The organism is Sulfurospirillum oryzae (genome assembly GCF_025770725.1).
GTDB classification, from domain to species: Bacteria; Campylobacterota; Campylobacteria; order Campylobacterales; family Sulfurospirillaceae; genus Sulfurospirillum; species Sulfurospirillum oryzae.
Window position 1 is genome coordinate 498,346 of sequence record NZ_JANZKZ010000001.1, and the last position, 19,939, is coordinate 518,284.

Here is a 19,939-nt window from a genome sequence, read left to right on the forward strand (position 1 = left end):
CCCTTACATGTTAAAATTACTTGATGATTGTAGAAACAACACCCGCACCAACAGTTCTACCACCCTCACGGATTGCAAAACGAGTACCTTCTTCAAGAGCGATAGGTGCGATAAGTGCTACTTTAATTTTTACGTTATCACCAGGCATAACCATCTCAGTACCTTCTGGTAATGTGATAGAACCTGTTACGTCTGTTGTACGAACATAGAATTGTGGTCTATAGTTGTTAAAGAATGGAGTATGTCTACCACCCTCTTCTTTTGAAAGAACATAGATTTCAGCTTCAAAGTCAGTGTGAGGAGTGATTGATTTTGGCTTACAAAGAACCATACCACGCTCAACTTCTTCTTTTTTGATACCACGTAGCAAGATACCACAGTTATCACCAGCTTCACCACGCTCCATCTCTTTACGGAACATTTCAACACCAGTTACAGTTGTAGTTTTTGTGTCTTTGATACCTACGATTTCAATAGTCTCACCAATTTTTACAGCGCCTCTTTCGATTTTACCTGTAACAACGGTACCACGACCTGAAATTGAGAATACGTCTTCGATTGGCATCAAGAAATCTTTTTCAGTTTCACGTTGTGGAACTGGAATATAAGCATCAACTGCTGCCATAAGATCAAGAATTTTTTGACCCCATGGTCCAACAGTACCAGCTTTTGCTTCTTCAAGTGCTTTAAGAGCTGAACCAGAAACGATTGGAGTATCGTCACCTGGGAAGTCATAAACAGAAAGAAGTTCGCGAATTTCCATTTCAACGAGTTCAAGAAGTTCTTCGTCATCAACCATATCAGCTTTGTTCATGAAAACAACGATATAAGGAACACCTACTTGACGTGAAAGAAGAATGTGCTCACGAGTTTGTGGCATAGGACCATCTGCTGCAGAAACAACAAGGATCGCGCCGTCCATTTGAGCAGCACCAGTAATCATGTTTTTAACGTAATCCGCGTGACCTGGACAGTCTACGTGAGCGTAGTGGCGATTTTCTGTTTCATATTCAATGTGAGAAGTTGCAATAGTAATACCGCGCTCTCTCTCTTCAGGAGCGTTATCAATACCATCGTAATCTTTAAATTCACAAAGACCTTTTGTCGCTAGAACTGCTGAGATTGCAGCTGTAAGCGTAGTTTTACCATGATCAACGTGACCGATGGTTCCAATGTTAACGTGTGGCTTGGTTCTAGAGAACTTTTCTTTTGCCATTTTTTCCTCCGTAATGAGTTTGTTTTTTTTAATACATTTCAATTTGTCAAAGTTATTTAAAACTTTTTGAGTGATGGAGCTCATAGAGGGACTTGAACCCTCGACCTCTTCCTTACCAAGGAAGTGCTCTACCCCTGAGCCATATGAGCCGACTACAAAAGGGTGAACCAAATTGTACCGAAACAATAATAATGATTTGATTTTATTAAGAAAGGAAGGTAAGACTACTGAACTTGTTCTGTAGTGCCCTAAAGCAGAAGAAATTCAACAGCTCCCAGTTTGCTTATAAAATCTTGGAGCGGGAGACGGGACTCGAACCCGCGACCCCCAGCTTGGAAGGCTAATGCTCTAGCCAACTGAGCTACTCCCGCAATGGTGGTGAGAGAAGGATTCGAACCTTCGAAGACATAGTCAGCAGATTTACAGTCTGCCCTCGTTGGCCACTTGAGTATCTCACCGTATTTTTACCATTTTCATTGCTGGTCAAACACTGTCTTTCACAAACAAAAATGGAGCTGGTGAACGGAATCGAACCGCCGACCTACTGCTTACAAGGCAGTTGCTCTACCAACTGAGCTACACCAGCACCCTTGATTGTGAGGTGAAATTATATCTCAAAAGATTTCCAAAGTCAATACTTTTTTAGATATTTTACTTAAATATTCGCTAAAATAGCCTCTTATGTTCGCAATCAAAGGGTTATCATGAAAATTTTATTCTCTCCAAGTGAAACCAAAAGCCCTAAACAGACCTCCGATTCTATCAATGAAAACAGCTTTATCTTTTCCTATTTATATGAAAAACGCTATCATGTATTAGCGCGCTATCAAACGCTTTTAGAGGAACATCATTTGGAGAAGTTGGAGCAACTTTTTGGGCTTAAAGATGAACAAAAGATACTTTTACAAGCCTCTAAAAATATTTTTACCACTTTTACATGTAAAGCCATTGAGCGTTATACAGGCATTGCGTACGATCATCTGCTTTTTGACACATTAGATAAGAACGCACAAATGTATCTTGAAACAAATGTTATGATCTTCTCCAACCTTTTTGGTCCTATTTTAGCGGGCGATATGATCCCAGAATATAAACTCCAGCAAGGTCAAAGTTTGGATGGTTTTAAGAGCGAGCTTTTCTATAAAGAACATTTTAGTAACGCTATAGACGAATGGATAGGAGAAGAGAGTGTTTTAGACTTGCGTGCTGGCTTTTATGAGAAATTCTACACCCTCAAACGACCTTACGTTACGATGAAATTTCTCAAAAATGGCAAGATTGTCAGTCACTTTGCAAAAGCCTATCGTGGGCAAGTTCTGCGTGAAGTTGCTTTTGTAAAACCTCGCGATGAAAAAGAGCTTGGAAACATCAGCTTTAGTGGGCTTCGCATCCGTGAAATCATAGAACAAAAACTCAAACGAGAATATGTCTTTGACATTATTGATTGATTTGAATTAAAAAGATACAATAACGTCAAATTTGCATATGAAGGAAACGTTATGGCTGTTTTACAATGGATCGTTATTGGCATACTGATTTACGCCATCTATTATCTTATCAATAAATATGAACGAAGAGTTGATGAACTGACCAGACTCATTGAGCTTAACCGTGAAGAGATTAACGCCAACAAAAAAGACATCGCCAAAAACCGTGAAAAAATCGAAAAAACAGCAGAGGGCGTTGCTAAAAACAAAGAAAAACTCGACCTTAATCAAAGCATTATAGAAAAACTCAAATAATTGAGTAACTCCTAGAGGATAAACTCGTTTGTCCTCTTAACACTTAGGGTATAAAAAGTTAAAAGTTTAGCCCTGACCCCTTTATTTATTTTTTTCCTTTTATATATTTGTTGTAAAGTTTTATGTTTAAATCAACTGCGTGTTTTGCTGAACCGTAGGATGCAATATATTTAAAGCCATCTCCATTGTAATAGAGATAACTCTGACTTTCACATATTTCCCAGCCCCATGGACTATAATATCTATTCCCCAATGCAAAATCAGGTGCGATATTGTAAAAAAATGGGGAATCTGATCTATTATAAGCAATAGTATTACCCGTTTGATTCTCTATGATTTTTGTCTCATCTGAGTAGAGGAACTTCCTTGAAAAAGGGTTCAGCCTAACTTCATTGAAAGTGACCGTGTAGTTCATCTGAGGCATAGCGTTTTTGTCATCATAGATGGTTTCTTGGAGTTCAAAGCTATTTAAAAGAGCACTTAATTTATTTCTCAAAACATCATTTTCTTTGTCCATGCTAAGATATTTGTCTCTCGTCTCTTTCCAGTTTGGAGGGTATGAGTCGGTAGCTTTTTTGAACTCTTGGCGTAGTTTCTGAAGTTCTTTGGAAAAGGTGGCGTACTCTTCTGCTAATTGATAATATTCTTGTGATACATCTTTGTATTGGTAAACATAAACTTTACCATCAGGTGCATTGAGAGCCATAACCTTTAGACGAATATCATTAAGATAGTTTTTAACCATCAACTCTCTATCTTTCTTGTCAAATCCTGGATAAACATTGTCTTCCCAGTAGATGCTTATTGGGTATTCCACTTTCTTATTGACATAAGTCGATGGTGTCGTAAGACAATAATAAGCCCCTAATGTATTGGTGATGATGATGTCATAGGTTGGCAATAGTATAAAAAAAGCCAACGCACCTCTTTTTATCCACTTGTTATCTGTTTTTTGTTTAACAAATTTATAGATACCTATCGCTACTAAAATATAAACAAGCAAAGCTGCGCCTAAAATCATTGGCATTGGATTTTTCCTCCATTTTTAATCTTTACATGTAAAGATATTTCTTGCTCTTTTCTCCACCGTTTCAACATACCACCTCCTTATGTTCTTTCGCTTTTCCTAGCTCATGCCATCCTAGTTTTTTCATCATCTTTTGCCCTTTTTGATGTTATTTATATCTTTACATGTAAAGCCGTTTTACCCCTGTTAGTTCACCACATTGTGTACAACAAGAAGGAACATTCTTTTGGACTAAGAGAGCTTGTATCTGTTTGGTTGGCAACACCTTTGAAACATCTATCATGTAACAACACGGTGCTTGTGTTCCAGCCACAAAGTAGTAACGCATTTTTTCTTTTTCCAAGTAAGAACACTGAAATGTTTTATAGGAGAAAGGCTCTGTTTTGTAATGTGTTTGATAACTTTTTTGATGAGTGAACATGGTCGATCTCTTTCATGTAACCTACTGTATTTAAAAGCATGAATGGTCGATGTCGTGCAAATATCTTTATAAGCATGGGGCAAAAGTTTACAGTTCTTTACATTCCATTTTGAGTAACGCCTATATCTAACTGTTTATGTAAGTTACATTCTAGACATTATAACCTTAAAATTAATAGCACACTATAGGCTCAAATTTCAGGGGCAAGGCGCCCCTGTCGTAGTTTTAGGCTTTAATGCCTCTGGCTCCTAGATTTCCGTAACGATGATAACTGTGCGAAATACTCTGTTCAGCGAAATAGTGCAACAACTCTACGCGTCCTTCCATTAAAGGTTTCGACCTTACAATACACTTCGCTTTTTTTGCCGCTTCTTGATAGACAAAAGCCGAAATCAGTGCTTCATGCGCATAGAAAATTTTATCCACACGATCAAAGGAGCGCGTGAAATTCATTTCATCTTCACGTACAAGCGTATCATGTGGTTCAAGAATGCTCTCTTTGTTTTCATAAAGGAATGAAACCACACTGTCTTCAACGCTCATATCAATGCTGACATGTAAAGCTATTTTAGCAATTTTAGCCGCTAAAATACGGCTCATGACATCAAAAAGCCCATCCTCTTTACTTACACGGATTGTAATTTTTGAAAGCGGGAGATACCTAAAGAGATTGTCTTCGCCTCTTACTTTCACAAAATCCTTCTCTTTACTAAATTCTTCTTCGTAATTTTCAAAATAACTTCCAAGAGCAAGGCTCAGTTTTTCAAAATCCTCTTTGAACCCAACATGCGCACCTTTACTGCAGCCATCACTCCAGCCCTCAATAAGATGGATAAATTTATGGCTTACCGAGTGGTTGATTTTAGGCACGGCTACCTCTTCAAAGTCCATAAACTGTGTGATGTAATTGTGAATACCCGCTTTTCTACCTGCGCCCACGGCTGATTTGCCTAACCCTCCAAAAGGTTGACGTAGTACTACAGCTCCCGTTGTGCCACGATTGATGTAAAGATTTCCCGCTTTGAGATGTTTTTTCCAATACGCCACTTCGCGCTCATCCAATGACTCAATGCCCGAAGTCAACCCGTATCCTGTGGCATTGACAATCTCGATGGCATGCTTCAAGTCTTTTGCACACATCACAGAGAGTACGGGGCCAAAAAGCTCGTTCATGTGGCAAAAACTGCCCTCTTTTACGCCCCATTTAATGCACGGTTTGAGCATGTATTCGTTTTCGTCTGCATACGAAGGTGCTAACGCCCAACTCTCGCCTACTTCAAGGTTTTCAAGTGCATGTTTTAGCGCTCCACTCACCGGATTGGCAAGGGTTCCTAAACGATTGGTAAAGTCCCACACCGAGCCTACATGTAAACTCTTAGCCGCATCAATCAGCCCTGCTTTAAAGTGTGGGTCATTGTAAACCTCTTCTTCTAAAATCAAAAGTGACGTTGCGGAACATTTTTGACCGCTATTGGAAAAAGCGGAGTGAATCACATTTTTAATCGCTTGATCGCGATCACTCATCGCGGTGACAATGGTGGCGTCTTTTCCACCCGTCTCCGCGCTTAGAAGAAGGTTGGGGCGACTTTCTAGCATTTTATACGCGGTCTCTTCACCGCCCGTTAAAATGACAAAATCCACTTTCTCGTTTTTGATGAGATGCTCACCCGCCAAACTTCCCGAGCAGGGTACAAATTGGAGTGTATTTTGACTGACTCCTGCTTCCCAGAAACATTGGCAAAGCTCATACGCGCAAAGCGCTGCTGCGCTGGCTGGCTTGATGATAACACAGTTTCCAGCCGCTAATGCCGCACTGATGCCACCCACGGGAATCGCAATCGGAAAGTTCCAAGGTGGTGTTACAACACCCACCCCTTTGCCTTTACATGTAAGATTTTTATAGCCCTCAAAATAGCGCGCACTGTGACCGTAAAACTCTAAAAAGTCGATGGCTTCACTCACCTCAACATCGGTTTCACTAAAGACTTTTCCTACTTCAGCCGCAGCGACACCGATCAGATCAGCTCTTTTAGCGCGTACTTTATTGGCGACCAAACAGAGGACTTTTTGGCGCTCACTCACACTTAGACTTCTCCAACCGTCTTTATCTTCTACGGCAACCGCGATGGCTTTTTCTAAATCCTCTTTGGTTGCGATGGCGTATTTGCCACATATCACGCCCTCTCCCAGTTGAGACTTGTCGATGACCTCTTTGACTTCACGCTCTAAAATCAACTCACCCCCCACCACCACAGGCGCAATGCCAAGCGCTTCACCCGCTTTTTTCTTCCATTTTGCACGAATACCTCTCGCCCACTCTTTATTCGGTGGCAAGATAAAGTCGGTGTCGGCTTCACCATGATAGTACCCCGTAAAGAAACTTCCACCTTCATAATTTTCCCACTTCTCCGTAAGCCTGTTTTGCTGACGTTTAGCACCTATAAAAATATGTTTGGCGTTTTCAAAAGAGGCCATAAATTTCTGCTTTTGTGTTTCCCATTCGGGTGTGCCCACTTTAAGACCAAAAGAGTAGCGAATAAAATTTTCAACCCCCGTATTTTCATCCAAACGTCTGACCAGATAAGCTATGGCGTTGGTAAACTGCTCTTTTTTCGCAATCGGTGCGTATAAAATAACTTCCCCGCTGATCTGTTTAATCGCAAGGCGTGCCGACTCACACATGCCTTCTAGCATCTCCATGCTAAAGTACTCGGTCGTGCCATACTCACGTGAGAGCTCATACCCATACGCCAATTCAAACAGATTGTGTGAAGCCATGCCGATGTTGACATACTTCGCATTTTCAGCCCTTAGAGCAAATTCGCCCATCACTTTGTAGTTGCTATCGGTGTCAATTTTTTGAGTAAAGGTGACCATTTCCCAGTGACGAAGCCCCGCTTCTGTCTCTTCCATCTCCATATTAGCACCCTTAACGAGGCGCATTTTGATCGGAACACCCCCATTTTCAACACGTTTTTTAGCCCACTCGACCAATTTTTGCTGCCATAAATGAGAATCAGGAAGGTAGGCTTGAAGCACAATCCCCGCACGGAAATCTTGAAACTCAGCAAGATCGAGTGTTTGGGTAAAGGCACTAAACGTAAGAGAAAGGTCACGGTACTCTTCCATATCAAGGTTGATAAATTTGTTCTCTTTTTCACCTTTGGCATTGGTGAAGCTGTACTTTTTTGCTTGTGCGTAGATGCGACTCAACCGCTTGACCAACTCCGAAACGGTCTCTTCATACGCTAGGGCGTTAATCTGCGAAAAGAGCGTTGAGATTTTGATAGAGATATAGTCAACATTAGGATTTTCAAGCACTTTAAGGTACTTTTCGATGCGCTCTTCTGCTTCTTCTTCGCCTAACACGACTTCGCCGATGAGATTGATATTAACACGTGTGCCCTCACTTTTACGTTTAGCCAAGTGAGCGTTAAATGGCTCATCTTCGCCTTTTAAGACCACTGTTTTGGTGTCTTCTCTGATGGTGCTGACAAACAGTGGAATGGAGATTTGAGGCAGGTAAATACCTGCGTTGAGAAATAAGAAGACTAAAAAGCGCTCCGAGGTTGTAAAAAATGATGCCATGTCGTATTTTGAGAAAAGATACTCGATCTGATTGGCAACACGCGTAGGATTTTTACTTCGAAAGCTCTGATCCATGAGTTCGATCAAAAAGACTTTATCTTTGGGGTGTGAAAGCATTTTATTCATTTTGATGTGGAATTTTTTATCAAAGTCACTCACCAACTCGCTGGCTCTATTTTGCCACGTTTCAGCCAAGGCTATCGCACGACTCATCACCTCATTTTGATTTTTCATTGTCTCTCCTTCTAGAGTTTTTTATATTAATTTAGTAGTACTAAAAGTAGTACTTTTTTTGTCATAGAAAAATTGGGCAAAAAAAACCGCCTGCCAAAACGGCAGACGGCTTTTACATGTAACCTTACTTTTTCTTACCCAAATACGCCTCTTGTATCATTTCTGAGTTCAATAACTCCTCACTGTTTCCACTGTGTGTTATTTTTCCAAGTTCTAAAACATAGCCGCGATTGGCAAGTTTGAGTGCCGCTTTGGCATTTTGCTCAACGAGCAATACGGTAACACCTGACTTACTGATTTCTTTAATCGCTTTAAAAATCACCTTGACCAAAACAGGCGCAAGCCCAAGGCTTGGTTCATCAAGGATGAGGAGTTTTGGCTTACTCATAATGGCTCTACCGATGGCTAACATCTGCTGTTCGCCACCACTAAGCGTTCCCGCAAGCTGTTTTTTGCGCTCATGCAGACGAGGTAATATTTGGTAAATCCATTCAAGCGTTTGCTCATCGTACTTTTTCAAACTGTACGCACCCATCATTAAGTTCTCTTCCACACTGAGTGTCCCAAAAACACGTCTTCCCTCAGGTGAATGGCTCATGCCAAGACTCACAATCTCATGCGCAGGTGTTTGCGTGATCTCTTTGCCATCAAAAAGAATGCTTCCAGAACTTGATTTCAAAAGTCCGCTGATGGTACGAAGCGTTGTGGTTTTCCCTGCGCCATTAGCACCTAATATCGTAACCACTTCACCCTTATTGACGTAAAGATCAATGCCTTTAATCGCTTCGATGGCTCCATAGTTTACATGTAAGCCTTTTACTTCGAGTAATTTCTCATTCATCTTCGTCATCCTCATCACTTCCAATGTACGCTTCTATAACGACAGGATCGTCTTGAACAAAGGATGGTACACCTTCGCTTATTTTTGCTCCAAAGTTAATGACCGTGATGTATTCGGTCAAACTCATGACCATCTCCATGTCATGTTCAATCATCATGATGGTCACACCCATCGCTTGAATTTTGCGAATGGTTTGGGTAAGCTCCAACGTCTCGTTTTCATTCAGACCCGCAGCAGGTTCATCCAAAATGAGAAGCTCAGGCTCTGCCGCAAGCGCTCTTGCCATCTCGATACGACGCTGAATGCCATAGGAGAGATCGCCCGCAGGGGTTGAGGCATACTCTGAAAGGTTGAAAAACGCCATCAATTCGCCTACTTTTTCCCAATTCTCTTTTTCATCTCTGTAATACGCAGGAGTAGGAATCACCCCGTTGTACCAACGCTGTTTAGACTTGATGTGACGACCTGACATAATGTTTTCTGCCACGCTCATCTCAGCAAACAGACGAATGGTTTGAAAAGTTCTCAAAATGCCAAGTTCCGCAATTTTATAAGGATTAATGCCCTTAATATCGTGACCTTTCCACAAAATTTGCCCAATTTCAGGGCGATAAATGCCTGTTATGCAGTTAAACAAAGTTGTTTTTCCCGCACCATTAGGTCCGATAATGCCATATATCTGCCCTTTTTTGACCTTCATAGAGAGATCGTTAATGGCAACGAGTCCTTGAAAATACTTACTCACATGGCTAATTTCTAAGATATACTCGCTCATTTGACCTCCTCCTTTTTAAGGAAGCTTGGAATGTTACCAAAGCGAACAGGCCAAATACCACGCGGTCTTAAAATCATCGTCAAAATCATCGCGATACCAAAGACCAAGTAACGCGCTGTCTCAAACTCTCTAAACATTTCAGGCAATACAAACATGACAAAAGTACCGATTAAAACACCCGGCAAGGAAGCAGAACCGCCTACCAAAACAATCGTAAAGAACATAATGGACTGTGTGACATTAAACGCTTCTGGACTGACCGCTGAGTACTGCACCGAAAACATACTACCCGCCGCCCCTGCAATACCTGCGCCCAAAATAAAAGCATAGAGTTTGTAGTAACGCACATTGATCCCCATACTTTGCGCGGCAATTTCATCTTTATGAATGTAAAACATCGCTCGCCCAAATTTACTACGATCTAAATTTCGCATGATAAACAGTGTTATGCCCAAAAGGATAAACGCCATATAATACATGTGCGTTTGAGAAGAAAAGTCAAAGCCAAGTACCCTTACAACATCAATGCCAAAGAGACCGTTTGGACCTCCGGTTAAGCCAAAAACATCGTTTTGCAACACTTGAATAAAGATGATGTTAAAGCCAATGGTTGCCACCAATAAGTAGTCTCCTCGAAGATGAATGATGGGGAATACCAAAATAAAAGCAACCAACATAGGAACCAGTACCGCAGGCGCCCATGTTGCTAAAATGGGAAGTCCAAAGTGAACATTCAAAATAGCGGTTGTGTAGGCTCCAAGTCCAAAAAACATCGCATGGCCCATGTGAAAAACACCCGCGCGCCCCAAGATGATGTCTTGAGAAAGTGCCACGACAGAGAAGACCAAAAAGGTTGTTCCTACCGCCAACCATGCAGAGTCCACAAAGAGTGGGAAGAAGCCCATGAAAATAAGTAGCGTCATCGCTATAAGACTGGTTTTATTCATCATACTTTCTCCGCCACAGTTTCGCCAAGGATGCCCGTTGGTCTAAAGACAAGAATCACAATGAGAAGCACAAATGTAAACGTTTCTGCCCATTGGGTTGAGATGTAGCCTGTAATCATGGCATTAAAAAGTCCCAAAAGAAGACCTCCAAGCATCGCACCAGGAATATTGCCAATGCCTCCCATAATTGCCGCAACAAAGGCATTGAGTCCATACATCCAGCCCATATCAAACGTAACACCTCGATAGTACGTTCCTATGAAAAGCCCCGCTACAGCTCCCAAAGTTGAGCCTATGATGAAGATAATCATAATAATGCGACCCACATTAATGCCCATCAGCTTTGCCGCGTCTTGATCAATCGCGACGGCTCGAATAGCCGTGCCAATTTTTGTTTGGTGAATAAAAAAGTAAAGCCCTACCATCAAAACCGATGAAAGCCCCAAAATCATCACTTGCGTAAAGGTAATGACAATGCCACCGATCTCCCAAATCGTTGAAGGGAAAAGGTCGGAAGGAAATATCTTCATATTGGGTCCCCAAATGAGCATAATGGAATTTTGAATCACCAATCCTGCGCCTAAAGCTGAAACCACGGCACTTAAACGTGGTGCTGTTCGTAAAGGTCTGTATGCGAGACGTTCAAGAAGCACACCCACAAAAGCAACGATAGCAGCCGTAAAAACAAAAACTGTGATGACCGCAATCAATGAAGTAACACTCTCTCCAAAAATTTGGGCATAAACACTGAGCCCTATAAAGGCTGAAAAAGCAACGAGGTCACCGTGCGCGAAGTTGATCAGTCGCATAACGCCATAAACCATTGTGTACCCAAGAGCTACAAGCGCATAGAGGCTTCCAATCGTAAGGCCATTGACCATTTGTTGTAAGAAAATATCCATAAGATAACCTTATCCTAATGTAATTGCATGCCAAAGAGAAACTTTCTCCTTGGCAATGCGAGTTATATCCGCAAAATACTTATTGATAGACGATCTTATAGCTCTTATCTGCTTGAACTTCATAAGTCATGTAGCCTCCGCCAATGCGCTCACCATCTTCTCTAAAGGTCACAGGGCCTGTAATGCCTGGGAAATCTTTGAGTTTGTGCAAGTTCTCAGCGATGACTTTAGTATCTTCTGATTTGGTTTGCTCCATTGTATGGAGAATCGCACGAAGACCATCAACATTCATAAGTGACCAGATAGAAGCTGGCATCATGTTGAATTTTGCTTTGTAGTCCACTAAAAAGGTTTTAGCGATGTCATACGGTAAAAGATCTGGCGTTGGAACGTTGATAAGGAGTGTTCCTTTGGCACTATCGCCTGCTAGTTTCATGTAATCAGGGTTGTCATTGGAGTCACCACCAACAAAGTCCGCTTTGATGCCAAGCTGAATTTGTTGCGCACGCAATAATCCACCATCTGTGTAGTAGCCACTAAAATAGATAACATCGGGATCCATTGATTTGATTTTTGTCAAAGTCGCTGTAAAGTTTTGAGAGCCTGATTTGATTTTGCCTTCATAAATGATGTTGGCATTTTTAGCTTTAAGCGCTTTGATTGTAGCATCGGCTAAGTCAGTTGAATAGCTTGAATAGTCTGAGAGAATAACGATTTTTTTGTACTGTTTTCCGTCCACAAAATATTTCGCTGTGTAGTCTGCTTCAGCACTGTTTGGGAATGAATTTCTGAAAAATGTCCAGTATTTGTGTGCGATCAAAGAGTCACTCGTACCATCGCTGGTTTGAAGCACGCCTGCTCTGTTATAGGTCGTTTGTGCCGCTTCGGTTGCACCTGAAGTGTAAGAACCAATGACCGCTTTAACGCCTTCATTGACCAGTTTTTTCGCACAAATCGCTGCTTGTTGTGCGGTACCTTGGTCATCGCACGTTACAACTTCGATTTTTTTGCCTAAAACGCCACCTTTGGCATTGTATTGATCAACGATAAGCTTAACGCCGTTGTCGATGCTTTGACCTTCATTGGCATACTGCCCCGTAATGGGTGCTTGAACACCAATTTTAATCACATCTGCTGCAATACTTGCACTGACAAGCACCGAACATACTGCTAAAGAAGCAGTCAACTTTGGAAACATTTTCTTCATTCTCACTCCTTTTAAAATTTTAAAATCTCATTTCAGCACTTTACATGTAAAGCAGTGAAATCAGACTTTATTTAGGCTCTATCACATAACATCCTGCCATCCACTCACCCACCTCCTCAACTTCGCGTATTGGCGTTGCGATCCATTTAGACTGAAGCATTGGGAAATGGCTCACCACCTCATCAAAACTGGCAATGATCTCAGGAACGCGTTTTGTTAGCTTTTTTCGTGCTTGGGGTGAAAGGTCTGAATAAAATGCAAACACACCATAATCAAGCGTTGAGTCTTCCTTGCTTTTTCGCTGAAGCATTTTGCACAAACGTTCTATCTCAAAACTATACTCAGCCTTTACATTGCACACACCATTTTTCAGTGTTATAATCACTCTTGAAATGGAGTCATTGTGGTTTTGATGCACAGACCTCTCATCTAACGTAATGCTAAAAACACCTTGAGAGAGCGCATTTTTTTCCATAAAAGCTTTAAAGGCTTTACGATTGGGCAGAGAACAACGCAAAATATCTGAAACCGTAGCATCGATGAAAACTTCAGGCGCATTTTCAATACAGCTCAAGGCTTGTGCGACATGAATGGAGAGAATTTTTTGAGGACCGTTAGAGAGTGAAAGTCTGTTGTTCGTCCAAAAAAGAAAGTTTTGTTCCGCTTTACTGATACCATCCAAAATGGCTTGCACAACAACGGTTTGCGCTGGAAAATTACTCATAATAGTTTTCCTCAACTTCTTGTATAATGCCACTTTCCATTAAGATGTCTTCAATGAGTCTGTTTTTTGAGATATTAAGTGAATTGGAGAGTTTACCAAGGGCGATGTCGAGCTTCGCATCAATCTTGATGGTCAGTTGCGCAATCTCACGTTTCTTGGTCTGATTTTTTTCAATCACACTTTGAATAATCTCTCTGCCAAATTTCTGTTTTGCCACGTCGCTCACCTTAGTAAATTTTAGGAATACTAAAAGTAGTACTTTTTGTTCAACAAGGAAATCTTAATACATTTTTGTGAAATTTACTCAAATTTCGATGATGAAATTTTAAACAAAGCGTATGATTTCTTGAATTCACCCATTCATAAGAGCCATTTTAAGGCAAATTTTAGTGTATTGAGTCCTGAAAACATTTTTTGACCAAGTTACCAAAGGTATCATTACAACTCACTTTGCTATAATTGAAAAAAATGTAAAGGATGCGCATGTCAAAAATCGTCTTGATTACCGGTGCTACTTCAGGCTTTGGAGAAGCAACCGCTGAAAAGTTCGCTAAAGCTGGCTATAAAGTCATCGTCACAGGTCGTCGCAAAGAACGATTGGAGGCACTTAAAGAGCGTTTGTCCACCTGCGATATACTGCCTCTTTGTTTTGATGTGACCCAAAAAGAAGAGGTATTTAATGCGATCTCGTCTTTGCCAAAAGAGTATAAAAACATTGATATTTTGGTCAATAACGCGGGTCTTGCTTTGGGCTTAGAACATGCCAATGAAGCCAGTTTGGATGATTGGGAGAAGATGATTGACACCAACATCAAAGGTTTGCTCTACGTTACCAAAGCGGTTCTTCCTATTATGGTCGAGCGCAAAACGGGTTACATCTTTAATATTGGCTCAACCGCTGGTAGCTGGCCTTATGAAGGTGGCAATGTGTACGGTGCGACCAAAGCGTTTGTCAAACAGTTCTCACTTAACCTTAGAACCGATCTTAAAGGCACACACGTTCGTGTGACCAACATAGAACCGGGCTTTTCACTCACCGAATTTTCCGATGTACGCTTTAAAGGCGATAAAGCAAAAGCGGACTCTGTGTATCAAAACACCACACCGCTTTCCAAAGAGGACATCGCTAACGCTATTTTCACACTTGCGGAACTTCCTTCCCATGTGAATGTCAACCGTATCGAGATCATGCCAACCGTTCAAAGTTATGCAGGTCTTAGTGTAGAGCGCAACAATTAAATCTTTTTACATGTAAGGATTTTTCCTTACATGTAAACCCATTTTTGAGGAATCAATGAATCAAAACGAACACAACAACAATCCCCTTCATGGTGTCACGCTAGAGAAACTCATCACAGAATTACAAGCGCATTATGGCTGGGAAAAACTGGATGAAATGATGCGGATGAACTGTTTTCATGTTAATCCTAGCATCAACTCATGCCTAAAGTTTTTCCGAAAGACCCCTTGGGCACGCGAAAAAATCGAAAAACTCTACATTAACTTTCGTAAAAATCATACAAAGTAATTCCATGAGCTACTCCAAAGCCTTTGGAATTACCACCCTAGGCATGCTTCTTATGAGCTTTGAATCGCCACTGATTAAAATGACGCATGTGCCTGCTCAGAACTTTACCTTTTACTTTGGTCTGTGCATGTTTTTAACGATGAACATTACCTTGTACTCAAAGCATCAAAACAGCATTGTGACTCTCTATAAAAACCATCTCACTTCTATTTTATGGAGCGGTCTTTGCATCGGTCTGAGCAATCTTTTGTTTATTCTTGCCATCAAACATACCAGTGTGGCTAGTGCGGTATTTATTTTAAGCACAGGTCCTTTGGTGAGTGCGATGATCGCATTTATCTTTTTCAAACAAAAAACACCACGCCGTACCTTTAGGGCAATCTTTTTTGTTTTCATAGGGCTTGCTATTATTTTGTTCAATGACCTAGAACTGGGTAATATGGAAGGAAATCTCTACGCCTTTGGCTGTGTGTTTGCTTTTGTGTCGATGCTCTCGGTTTTGGAGCGAGATAAAGAGGCTAACCGCCTTGCCTGTTTTGGAACGGGAGCACTCATCGCTTCACTTTTAGCAGCTCTTACAGCTCCGATTATTGTTCCCGATAGCTATTCACTTTGGATTATTGTCTTTATGGGAGCGTTGCTTACGCCGCTTTCACGGGCATTTATTGGCATGGGGACGAAAGTTTTACCTTCGGTGGAAGTGGCACTCTTGACGATTATTGAACCCGTCCTAGCACCCTTTTGGGTCTGGATTTTAATGGATGAAAAACCGCATATCAATACTCTTATAGGAGGAGCCATCATCGTTGTGACTTTGGTCGTTCACTCAATGATGGCGTATAAAGAGGCGAAATTTAATGATGCTCAGCCGCGTTAAGCTGTCCGTACAACGCATTAAGGTCACCTAAAACCCACGCGTCGACAATTTTTTCATTTTCAAATTTAAAAAAGCAGGCACCTGAGTAACGGATACGATTGCCCGTTGGCTCAAATCCAAAAAGTTTTCCAGAGTGTGTTGCTGTATACACCAGTCTTACAGCGGCTTTATCACCTTCAATAACAATGTCTTCAATGACATGGTAAAGGTTAGGAAAAGCACTAAAAAGCATCTTGGCATAGTCGCAAAAACCATTGATGCTATCGACTCTCATACCTAAAGAGCCTCTAAAATTCAGTGAAGGGTCTAAAAATTTGTGTGCTTGGTCAAGTTTTTTCTCATTCCAAAGCACCTCATAGTACTCTTCGATCAGTTGTCTTATCTGCTTTGCCATCTATTTTTTTTCCTTTTCTAGTCCCTGTTTTACAGGTGTCTTGTGTGCAGGTGCAGCACTTGCGCCACCTTCAAACCAACTCTCACTTGCATCGTACTCAAATTCAAAAACTTTATCCAAGCCTCTGGTTTCAAGCTCTTTGTCGATGTTCTGAGGACTGAGCCCTTTTTTCTTGCAAATCTCAAGAATCTCTTCGATGTCCTCTTCAGGGATTCCACTATAACGCATCTCTAAAACTGCTTCGTTGACCGTCATTCTCTCATTCTCATTATTTCTCTTAGGCGTTACCGCCTTCAAATCCGTTTGAAAACTCAAACACCGCCTAGACAATATTTAGCGAAATTATAATCATATTTTTTCAAAAAAGAGCTAAAATTCTTTTAAAAGGAGTTTGTATGTTACGAGTGATTTTATCTCTAGCGTTATGTTGGCTTCCACTCTTCGCCATTGAGCACATTGAGCACTACGAAGTATTTGTAAAACAGTACCAAGAAAACAATACTTTCTTTCTCGTCTCACGCCGCCTTAAACTGAGTGGTGTCACCTTTTACCTTACCACAAACACACAAACCCTGCAAACAAAAGTACTCTCGCTTGACGCTTCAAAGCTGATGCCTTTAGATGAAAACTTTGCAAAAACACCCTTTGCAAAACAACTGAGTGACGCTACATCTTTACATGTAAAAGGTGGTGCGACGCATGCGACAACGCAAAACGATAAAGCAATATACCTTACAATGGATCTTTGCCCTTCACAGAAAAAAGGGTATGAGAGTGAGTTTATAGAGCATCTTACAAAACAAAATGGCAAAACACCCATCGCAATCGCCATCAGTTCGGCGTGGAAAGAGCACCATGAAAAAGAGTTTGAAACACTTCTTCACAATCCACTCTTAGAGATCACTTGGGTGAACCACACGCATACCCATTTTTATGACCGTAACCTTCCTGATCGTGAAAATTTTATGTTACATGTAAACACCAATGTCAAAAGTGAAATCCTTGGTGTAGAGAAAAAACTGCTTGAAGTTGGCATTACGCCCTCCGTATTCTTTCGCTTTCCCGGACTTATTGCCGATGAAAAATTGATGCGAGAGCTTAGGGAAACCTACTTTTTAATTCCATTGGGGGCTAATGCGTGGGTTGCTAAAAATGAGCCTATCAAAACGGGAAGCTTCATCCTTATTCATGGCAATAAAAATGAACCTCAAGGCATAGAGATGCTGGAGAAAAAGCTTCCTGAAGTGCTCAAAACCTACCGATTTAAGCCTATTCAAGAAGCATTTGTCCAATAAGATTTTATTCGTAGTACTCGCTGTCTTTTTTATCGGTCACAAACATATGCCCCGGTGAGTGGGTGATCGCAAAAGGAAGTTTCATACTGGTAATGACGTTTTGAGGTGTGACACCACACGGCCAAAAAAGAGGAATTTCATCTGCTTTGATCTCCACCGCATCACCGTAATCAGGGTGCGCAACATCATTAATGCCGATCATTTCAGGGTAGCCAACTTGTATCGGCGAGCCATGCATACGCGGGTAATGGCTCGTAACCACACACGCATCGGCGACTTTTTCTTTTTTAATCGGGCGCATACTTACTACCATTTCACCCTCAAAACCTTCAACGCTCTTGAGTTTAATGTTGGTTCTATACATTGCCACATTCTTTTGTTGATCAACATGGCGAAGCGGCATACCATTTTCAATGAGTGCATTTTCAAATGAAAAACTGCAACCGATCAAGAAAAAAACCAAATCAGGTGTATAAAAAGGGGTGATGTCTGTCACGGTCTCGACCAAAACACCATCGCGCAAAATGTTGTATTTTGGAATCTCTTTTAAGATATCAGCGCCAGGAGCGAGCACTTTGGAGATATGTCCCTCGTGAATCACTTCAAGTACTGGAATAGCTTTGGAGTTTTCTTTGGCAAACGCTTCAAAACGTTTGGCGTACTCCCTTGGAAGGGCTACCATATTCATCTGGATGTAACCAGGACATTCGCCCGCGGTCGGTCTTGTAAATTCGCCTTTAGCAATCTTAGAGCGCAACTCTTTTGGACACATTTTAATCCCTTTTTTTGGTTAAATTGTATCAAATTTTAGATACAATTTTTCCAGTTAACTTTTTACATGTAAAGGCTTTCATGCATAATTTTCATACCATTGAAGAGATCGTTCTCCAACACTCAACCCGCAATATGGACAAAATTCAGGCACATTTTCCCAATGAACACACCAAACATGCTGTTAATGCTTTTTTAAAGCTCGAAAAAGGCGTTGTTTTCATCTATACTGGCTTTTACGTTGCTGGCTATGCCGAGACCGATGGACCTTTGGGCGCATACTTTTTAGCCAAAGCATTTTTAAAACTGGGTTATACGCCTGTCATTATCACCGATTCTTTTTGCGAAGACTATTTCCCCGATGTCAAAACACTCTACATTCCACTTTCCGGACTAAGTGATGAAGAGAGCACGATGATTTTAAATACCTATAAGCCTATTTGCCACCTCTCCATCGAACGATGCGGACAAAACCATGAAGGGCGTTACCTCAACGCTCGCGGTGTTGACATCAAAGAATTTACTGCTCCAGTGGATGAACTTTTTAAAAAAGGAAGCAAAACAGCCCCTAGCTTTGGCATAGGTGATGGCGGCAATGAAGTGGGCATGGGAAGCTTTGCAGAAATACTCAAAAATAAAGAGTTTTTTTACGACTACTGTGTCATTCCTTGCGACTACCCAATGATCGCTTCGGTTTCTAACTGGGGAGGTTATGGATTCATTGCAGAGCTTGAAAAATCTTTACATATAAATGTTCTACCAAGTTTTGAAGAGGTTGAAAAATACCTCGAATTCATTGTTTCCAAAGGCTCAGTCGATGGCATCAAACGAGAATCTGTTATGTCCGTCGATGGTAAAGAGTGGTCGTTGGAGCCTGAAATTCTCCAAGCACTTAAAGACTATGCAACAAAAGGATAACCTATGAAAGTGATTTGTCCCTCTTGCCTCGCAACCAATAATGTCCCAAAACAAGAAGTCTATAAAAAAGCAAACTGCGGTAAATGCAAAGCTTCCTTGCTTGACCCACACCCACTAGCGCTTACAAGCGATAACCTTGAGGCTGTCTTAGAGAGTACCGATGTTCCCGTCATCGTGGACTTTTGGGCGCCTTGGTGCGGACCGTGCAAAATGTTCGCCCCCATCTATGAACAAGCCGCACGCGCTTACCCGCTTCGTGTTTTATTTGCCAAAGTTGACACGGAAGCCGAGCAATTCCTCGCTTCGCGCTTTAAAATTCGCTCCATTCCAACGCTTATCGTCTTTAAAGACGGCAAAGAGATTGAGCGCGTTAGCGGAGCTATGAATCATGAAGGTTTGGATCGTTTTGTGGAGAGGTTTTTGTAAAACCTCTCTTAATCTTTCCAAAAAAGTTACTTACTTTAACTACTCCCAAAAAATAAAATCTTTCAAATTGCAATATTTTCAACCCCTCTTTTCCCACTTTGCTACC

The 19,939-nt window shown here is 41.3% G+C and carries 22 protein-coding genes, 4 tRNA genes and 1 pseudogene; 8 read left to right on the forward strand and 19 right to left on the reverse strand.

What is annotated here, in order from left to right:
* Positions 1 to 16: 16 nt before the first annotated feature.
* The 5 genes from tuf to N0B29_RS02405 form a co-directional block, all read right to left on the reverse strand.
* Entirely contained in the window at positions 17 to 1,216 is a 1,200-nt protein-coding gene (tuf, locus tag N0B29_RS02385; RefSeq protein WP_263832090.1) for an elongation factor Tu, read from the reverse strand.
* Between the two features lie 74 nt (positions 1,217 to 1,290).
* Positions 1,291 to 1,365, reverse strand: a tRNA-Thr gene (locus N0B29_RS02390).
* 145 nt (positions 1,366 to 1,510) lie between these two features.
* Positions 1,511 to 1,587, reverse strand: a tRNA-Gly gene (locus tag N0B29_RS02395).
* A gap of 2 nt (positions 1,588 to 1,589) precedes the next feature.
* A tRNA-Tyr gene (locus tag N0B29_RS02400) sits at positions 1,590 to 1,674 on the reverse strand.
* Positions 1,675 to 1,726: 52 nt separating this feature from the next.
* Positions 1,727 to 1,802: transfer RNA gene (locus N0B29_RS02405), tRNA-Thr, on the reverse strand.
* Between the two features lie 118 nt (positions 1,803 to 1,920).
* Between N0B29_RS02405 and N0B29_RS02410 the strand changes: the two genes are divergently transcribed.
* Together N0B29_RS02410 and N0B29_RS02415 are read left to right on the forward strand one after the other, a co-directional pair.
* Entirely contained in the window at positions 1,921 to 2,664 is a 744-nt protein-coding gene (locus N0B29_RS02410; RefSeq protein ID WP_263832091.1) for a YaaA family protein, read from the forward strand.
* 51 nt (positions 2,665 to 2,715) lie between these two features.
* Entirely contained in the window at positions 2,716 to 2,958 is a 243-nt protein-coding gene (locus tag N0B29_RS02415) for a hypothetical protein (protein ID WP_263832092.1), read from the forward strand.
* 85 nt (positions 2,959 to 3,043) lie between these two features.
* Here N0B29_RS02415 and N0B29_RS02420 read toward each other — a convergent pair whose 3' ends face one another.
* From N0B29_RS02420 to N0B29_RS02465, 11 genes and pseudogenes are all read right to left on the reverse strand, one after another.
* A complete protein-coding gene (locus N0B29_RS02420; protein WP_263832093.1) occupies positions 3,044 to 3,985 on the reverse strand; it encodes a hypothetical protein in 942 nt (313 codons plus the stop codon).
* A 160-nt stretch (positions 3,986 to 4,145) separates the two neighbouring features.
* Positions 4,146 to 4,406, reverse strand: coding sequence for a hypothetical protein (locus N0B29_RS02425; RefSeq protein ID WP_263832094.1), 261 nt, complete (start codon positions 4,404 to 4,406; stop codon positions 4,146 to 4,148).
* 225 nt (positions 4,407 to 4,631) lie between these two features.
* A complete protein-coding gene (locus N0B29_RS02430) occupies positions 4,632 to 8,228 on the reverse strand; it encodes a bifunctional proline dehydrogenase/L-glutamate gamma-semialdehyde dehydrogenase (RefSeq protein WP_263832095.1) in 3,597 nt (1,198 codons plus the stop codon).
* Positions 8,229 to 8,352: 124 nt separating this feature from the next.
* Positions 8,353 to 9,069: an ABC transporter ATP-binding protein gene (locus N0B29_RS02435; RefSeq protein WP_263832096.1), complete on the reverse strand. Its 717-nt coding sequence runs from the start codon at positions 9,067 to 9,069 to the stop codon at positions 8,353 to 8,355.
* Entirely contained in the window at positions 9,062 to 9,241 is a 180-nt protein-coding gene (locus N0B29_RS13045) for an ABC transporter ATP-binding protein C-terminal domain-containing protein (RefSeq protein ID WP_438874157.1), read from the reverse strand. Before N0B29_RS13045 ends, N0B29_RS02435 begins: the two co-directional genes overlap by 8 nt.
* Positions 9,242 to 9,313: 72 nt before the next feature.
* Positions 9,314 to 9,799 (reverse strand): annotated as a pseudogene (locus N0B29_RS13050) (ABC transporter ATP-binding protein); the annotation flags it as partial.
* A gap of 41 nt (positions 9,800 to 9,840) precedes the next feature.
* Positions 9,841 to 10,794, reverse strand: a complete 954-nt coding sequence (locus N0B29_RS02445; RefSeq protein WP_263832098.1) for a branched-chain amino acid ABC transporter permease — start codon at positions 10,792 to 10,794, stop codon at positions 9,841 to 9,843.
* On the reverse strand, positions 10,791 to 11,693 hold the full coding sequence (locus N0B29_RS02450; RefSeq protein WP_263832099.1) for a branched-chain amino acid ABC transporter permease: 903 nt from the start codon (positions 11,691 to 11,693) through the stop codon (positions 10,791 to 10,793). The genes N0B29_RS02445 and N0B29_RS02450 overlap by 4 nt, the downstream gene beginning before the upstream one ends.
* Before the next feature lie 79 nt (positions 11,694 to 11,772).
* The gene (locus tag N0B29_RS02455; RefSeq protein WP_263832100.1) at positions 11,773 to 12,900 is read right to left on the reverse strand and encodes a branched-chain amino acid ABC transporter substrate-binding protein; all 1,128 of its coding nucleotides are present in this window, start codon (positions 12,898 to 12,900) and stop codon (positions 11,773 to 11,775) included.
* A gap of 67 nt (positions 12,901 to 12,967) precedes the next feature.
* Positions 12,968 to 13,624, reverse strand: a complete 657-nt coding sequence (locus N0B29_RS02460) for a hypothetical protein (RefSeq protein ID WP_263832101.1) — start codon at positions 13,622 to 13,624, stop codon at positions 12,968 to 12,970.
* Positions 13,617 to 13,841, reverse strand: a complete 225-nt coding sequence (locus N0B29_RS02465) for a hypothetical protein (RefSeq protein ID WP_263832102.1) — start codon at positions 13,839 to 13,841, stop codon at positions 13,617 to 13,619. Before N0B29_RS02465 ends, N0B29_RS02460 begins: the two co-directional genes overlap by 8 nt.
* Before the next feature lie 266 nt (positions 13,842 to 14,107).
* Here N0B29_RS02465 and N0B29_RS02470 point away from each other — a divergent pair, with 266 nt between their 5' ends.
* From N0B29_RS02470 to N0B29_RS02480, 3 genes are read left to right on the forward strand one after another with little or no spacing between them, the layout of a single operon-like run.
* Positions 14,108 to 14,863 (forward strand): SDR family oxidoreductase, encoded by a 756-nt coding sequence (locus N0B29_RS02470; protein ID WP_263832103.1) that lies wholly within the window; start codon positions 14,108 to 14,110, stop codon positions 14,861 to 14,863.
* Positions 14,864 to 14,918: 55 nt separating this feature from the next.
* Positions 14,919 to 15,152 carry a VF530 family protein gene (locus tag N0B29_RS02475; protein WP_263832104.1) on the forward strand — a complete coding sequence of 78 codons (234 nt, stop codon included), beginning with the start codon at positions 14,919 to 14,921 and terminating at the stop codon, positions 15,150 to 15,152.
* Positions 15,153 to 15,156: 4 nt separating this feature from the next.
* Positions 15,157 to 16,029: a DMT family transporter gene (locus N0B29_RS02480; protein WP_263832105.1), complete on the forward strand. Its 873-nt coding sequence runs from the start codon at positions 15,157 to 15,159 to the stop codon at positions 16,027 to 16,029.
* Here N0B29_RS02480 and N0B29_RS02485 read toward each other — a convergent pair.
* The gene (locus tag N0B29_RS02485; RefSeq protein ID WP_263832106.1) at positions 16,007 to 16,423 is read right to left on the reverse strand and encodes an ester cyclase; all 417 of its coding nucleotides are present in this window, start codon (positions 16,421 to 16,423) and stop codon (positions 16,007 to 16,009) included. The two genes, N0B29_RS02480 and N0B29_RS02485, sit on opposite strands and share 23 nt — an antisense overlap.
* Complete coding sequence (locus N0B29_RS02490) at positions 16,424 to 16,738, reverse strand: hypothetical protein (RefSeq protein ID WP_263832107.1); 315 nt, start codon at positions 16,736 to 16,738, stop codon at positions 16,424 to 16,426. It lies immediately after the preceding gene.
* A gap of 80 nt (positions 16,739 to 16,818) precedes the next feature.
* On the opposite strand from N0B29_RS02490, the gene N0B29_RS02495 reads away from it, so the two are divergent.
* A complete protein-coding gene (locus tag N0B29_RS02495; RefSeq protein ID WP_263832108.1) occupies positions 16,819 to 17,718 on the forward strand; it encodes a polysaccharide deacetylase family protein in 900 nt (299 codons plus the stop codon).
* Positions 17,719 to 17,722: 4 nt separating this feature from the next.
* On the opposite strand, the gene N0B29_RS02500 is transcribed toward N0B29_RS02495, so the two are convergent.
* Positions 17,723 to 18,490 (reverse strand): putative hydro-lyase, encoded by a 768-nt coding sequence (locus tag N0B29_RS02500; RefSeq protein ID WP_263832109.1) that lies wholly within the window; start codon positions 18,488 to 18,490, stop codon positions 17,723 to 17,725.
* A gap of 80 nt (positions 18,491 to 18,570) precedes the next feature.
* Between N0B29_RS02500 and N0B29_RS02505 the strand changes: the two genes are divergently transcribed.
* Together N0B29_RS02505 and trxC are read left to right on the forward strand one after the other, a co-directional pair.
* A complete protein-coding gene (locus tag N0B29_RS02505) occupies positions 18,571 to 19,407 on the forward strand; it encodes a DUF4392 domain-containing protein (protein ID WP_263832110.1) in 837 nt (278 codons plus the stop codon).
* Between the two features lie 3 nt (positions 19,408 to 19,410).
* Entirely contained in the window at positions 19,411 to 19,833 is a 423-nt protein-coding gene (trxC, locus tag N0B29_RS02510) for a thioredoxin TrxC (RefSeq protein ID WP_263832111.1), read from the forward strand.
* Positions 19,834 to 19,939: the final 106 nt, after the last annotated feature.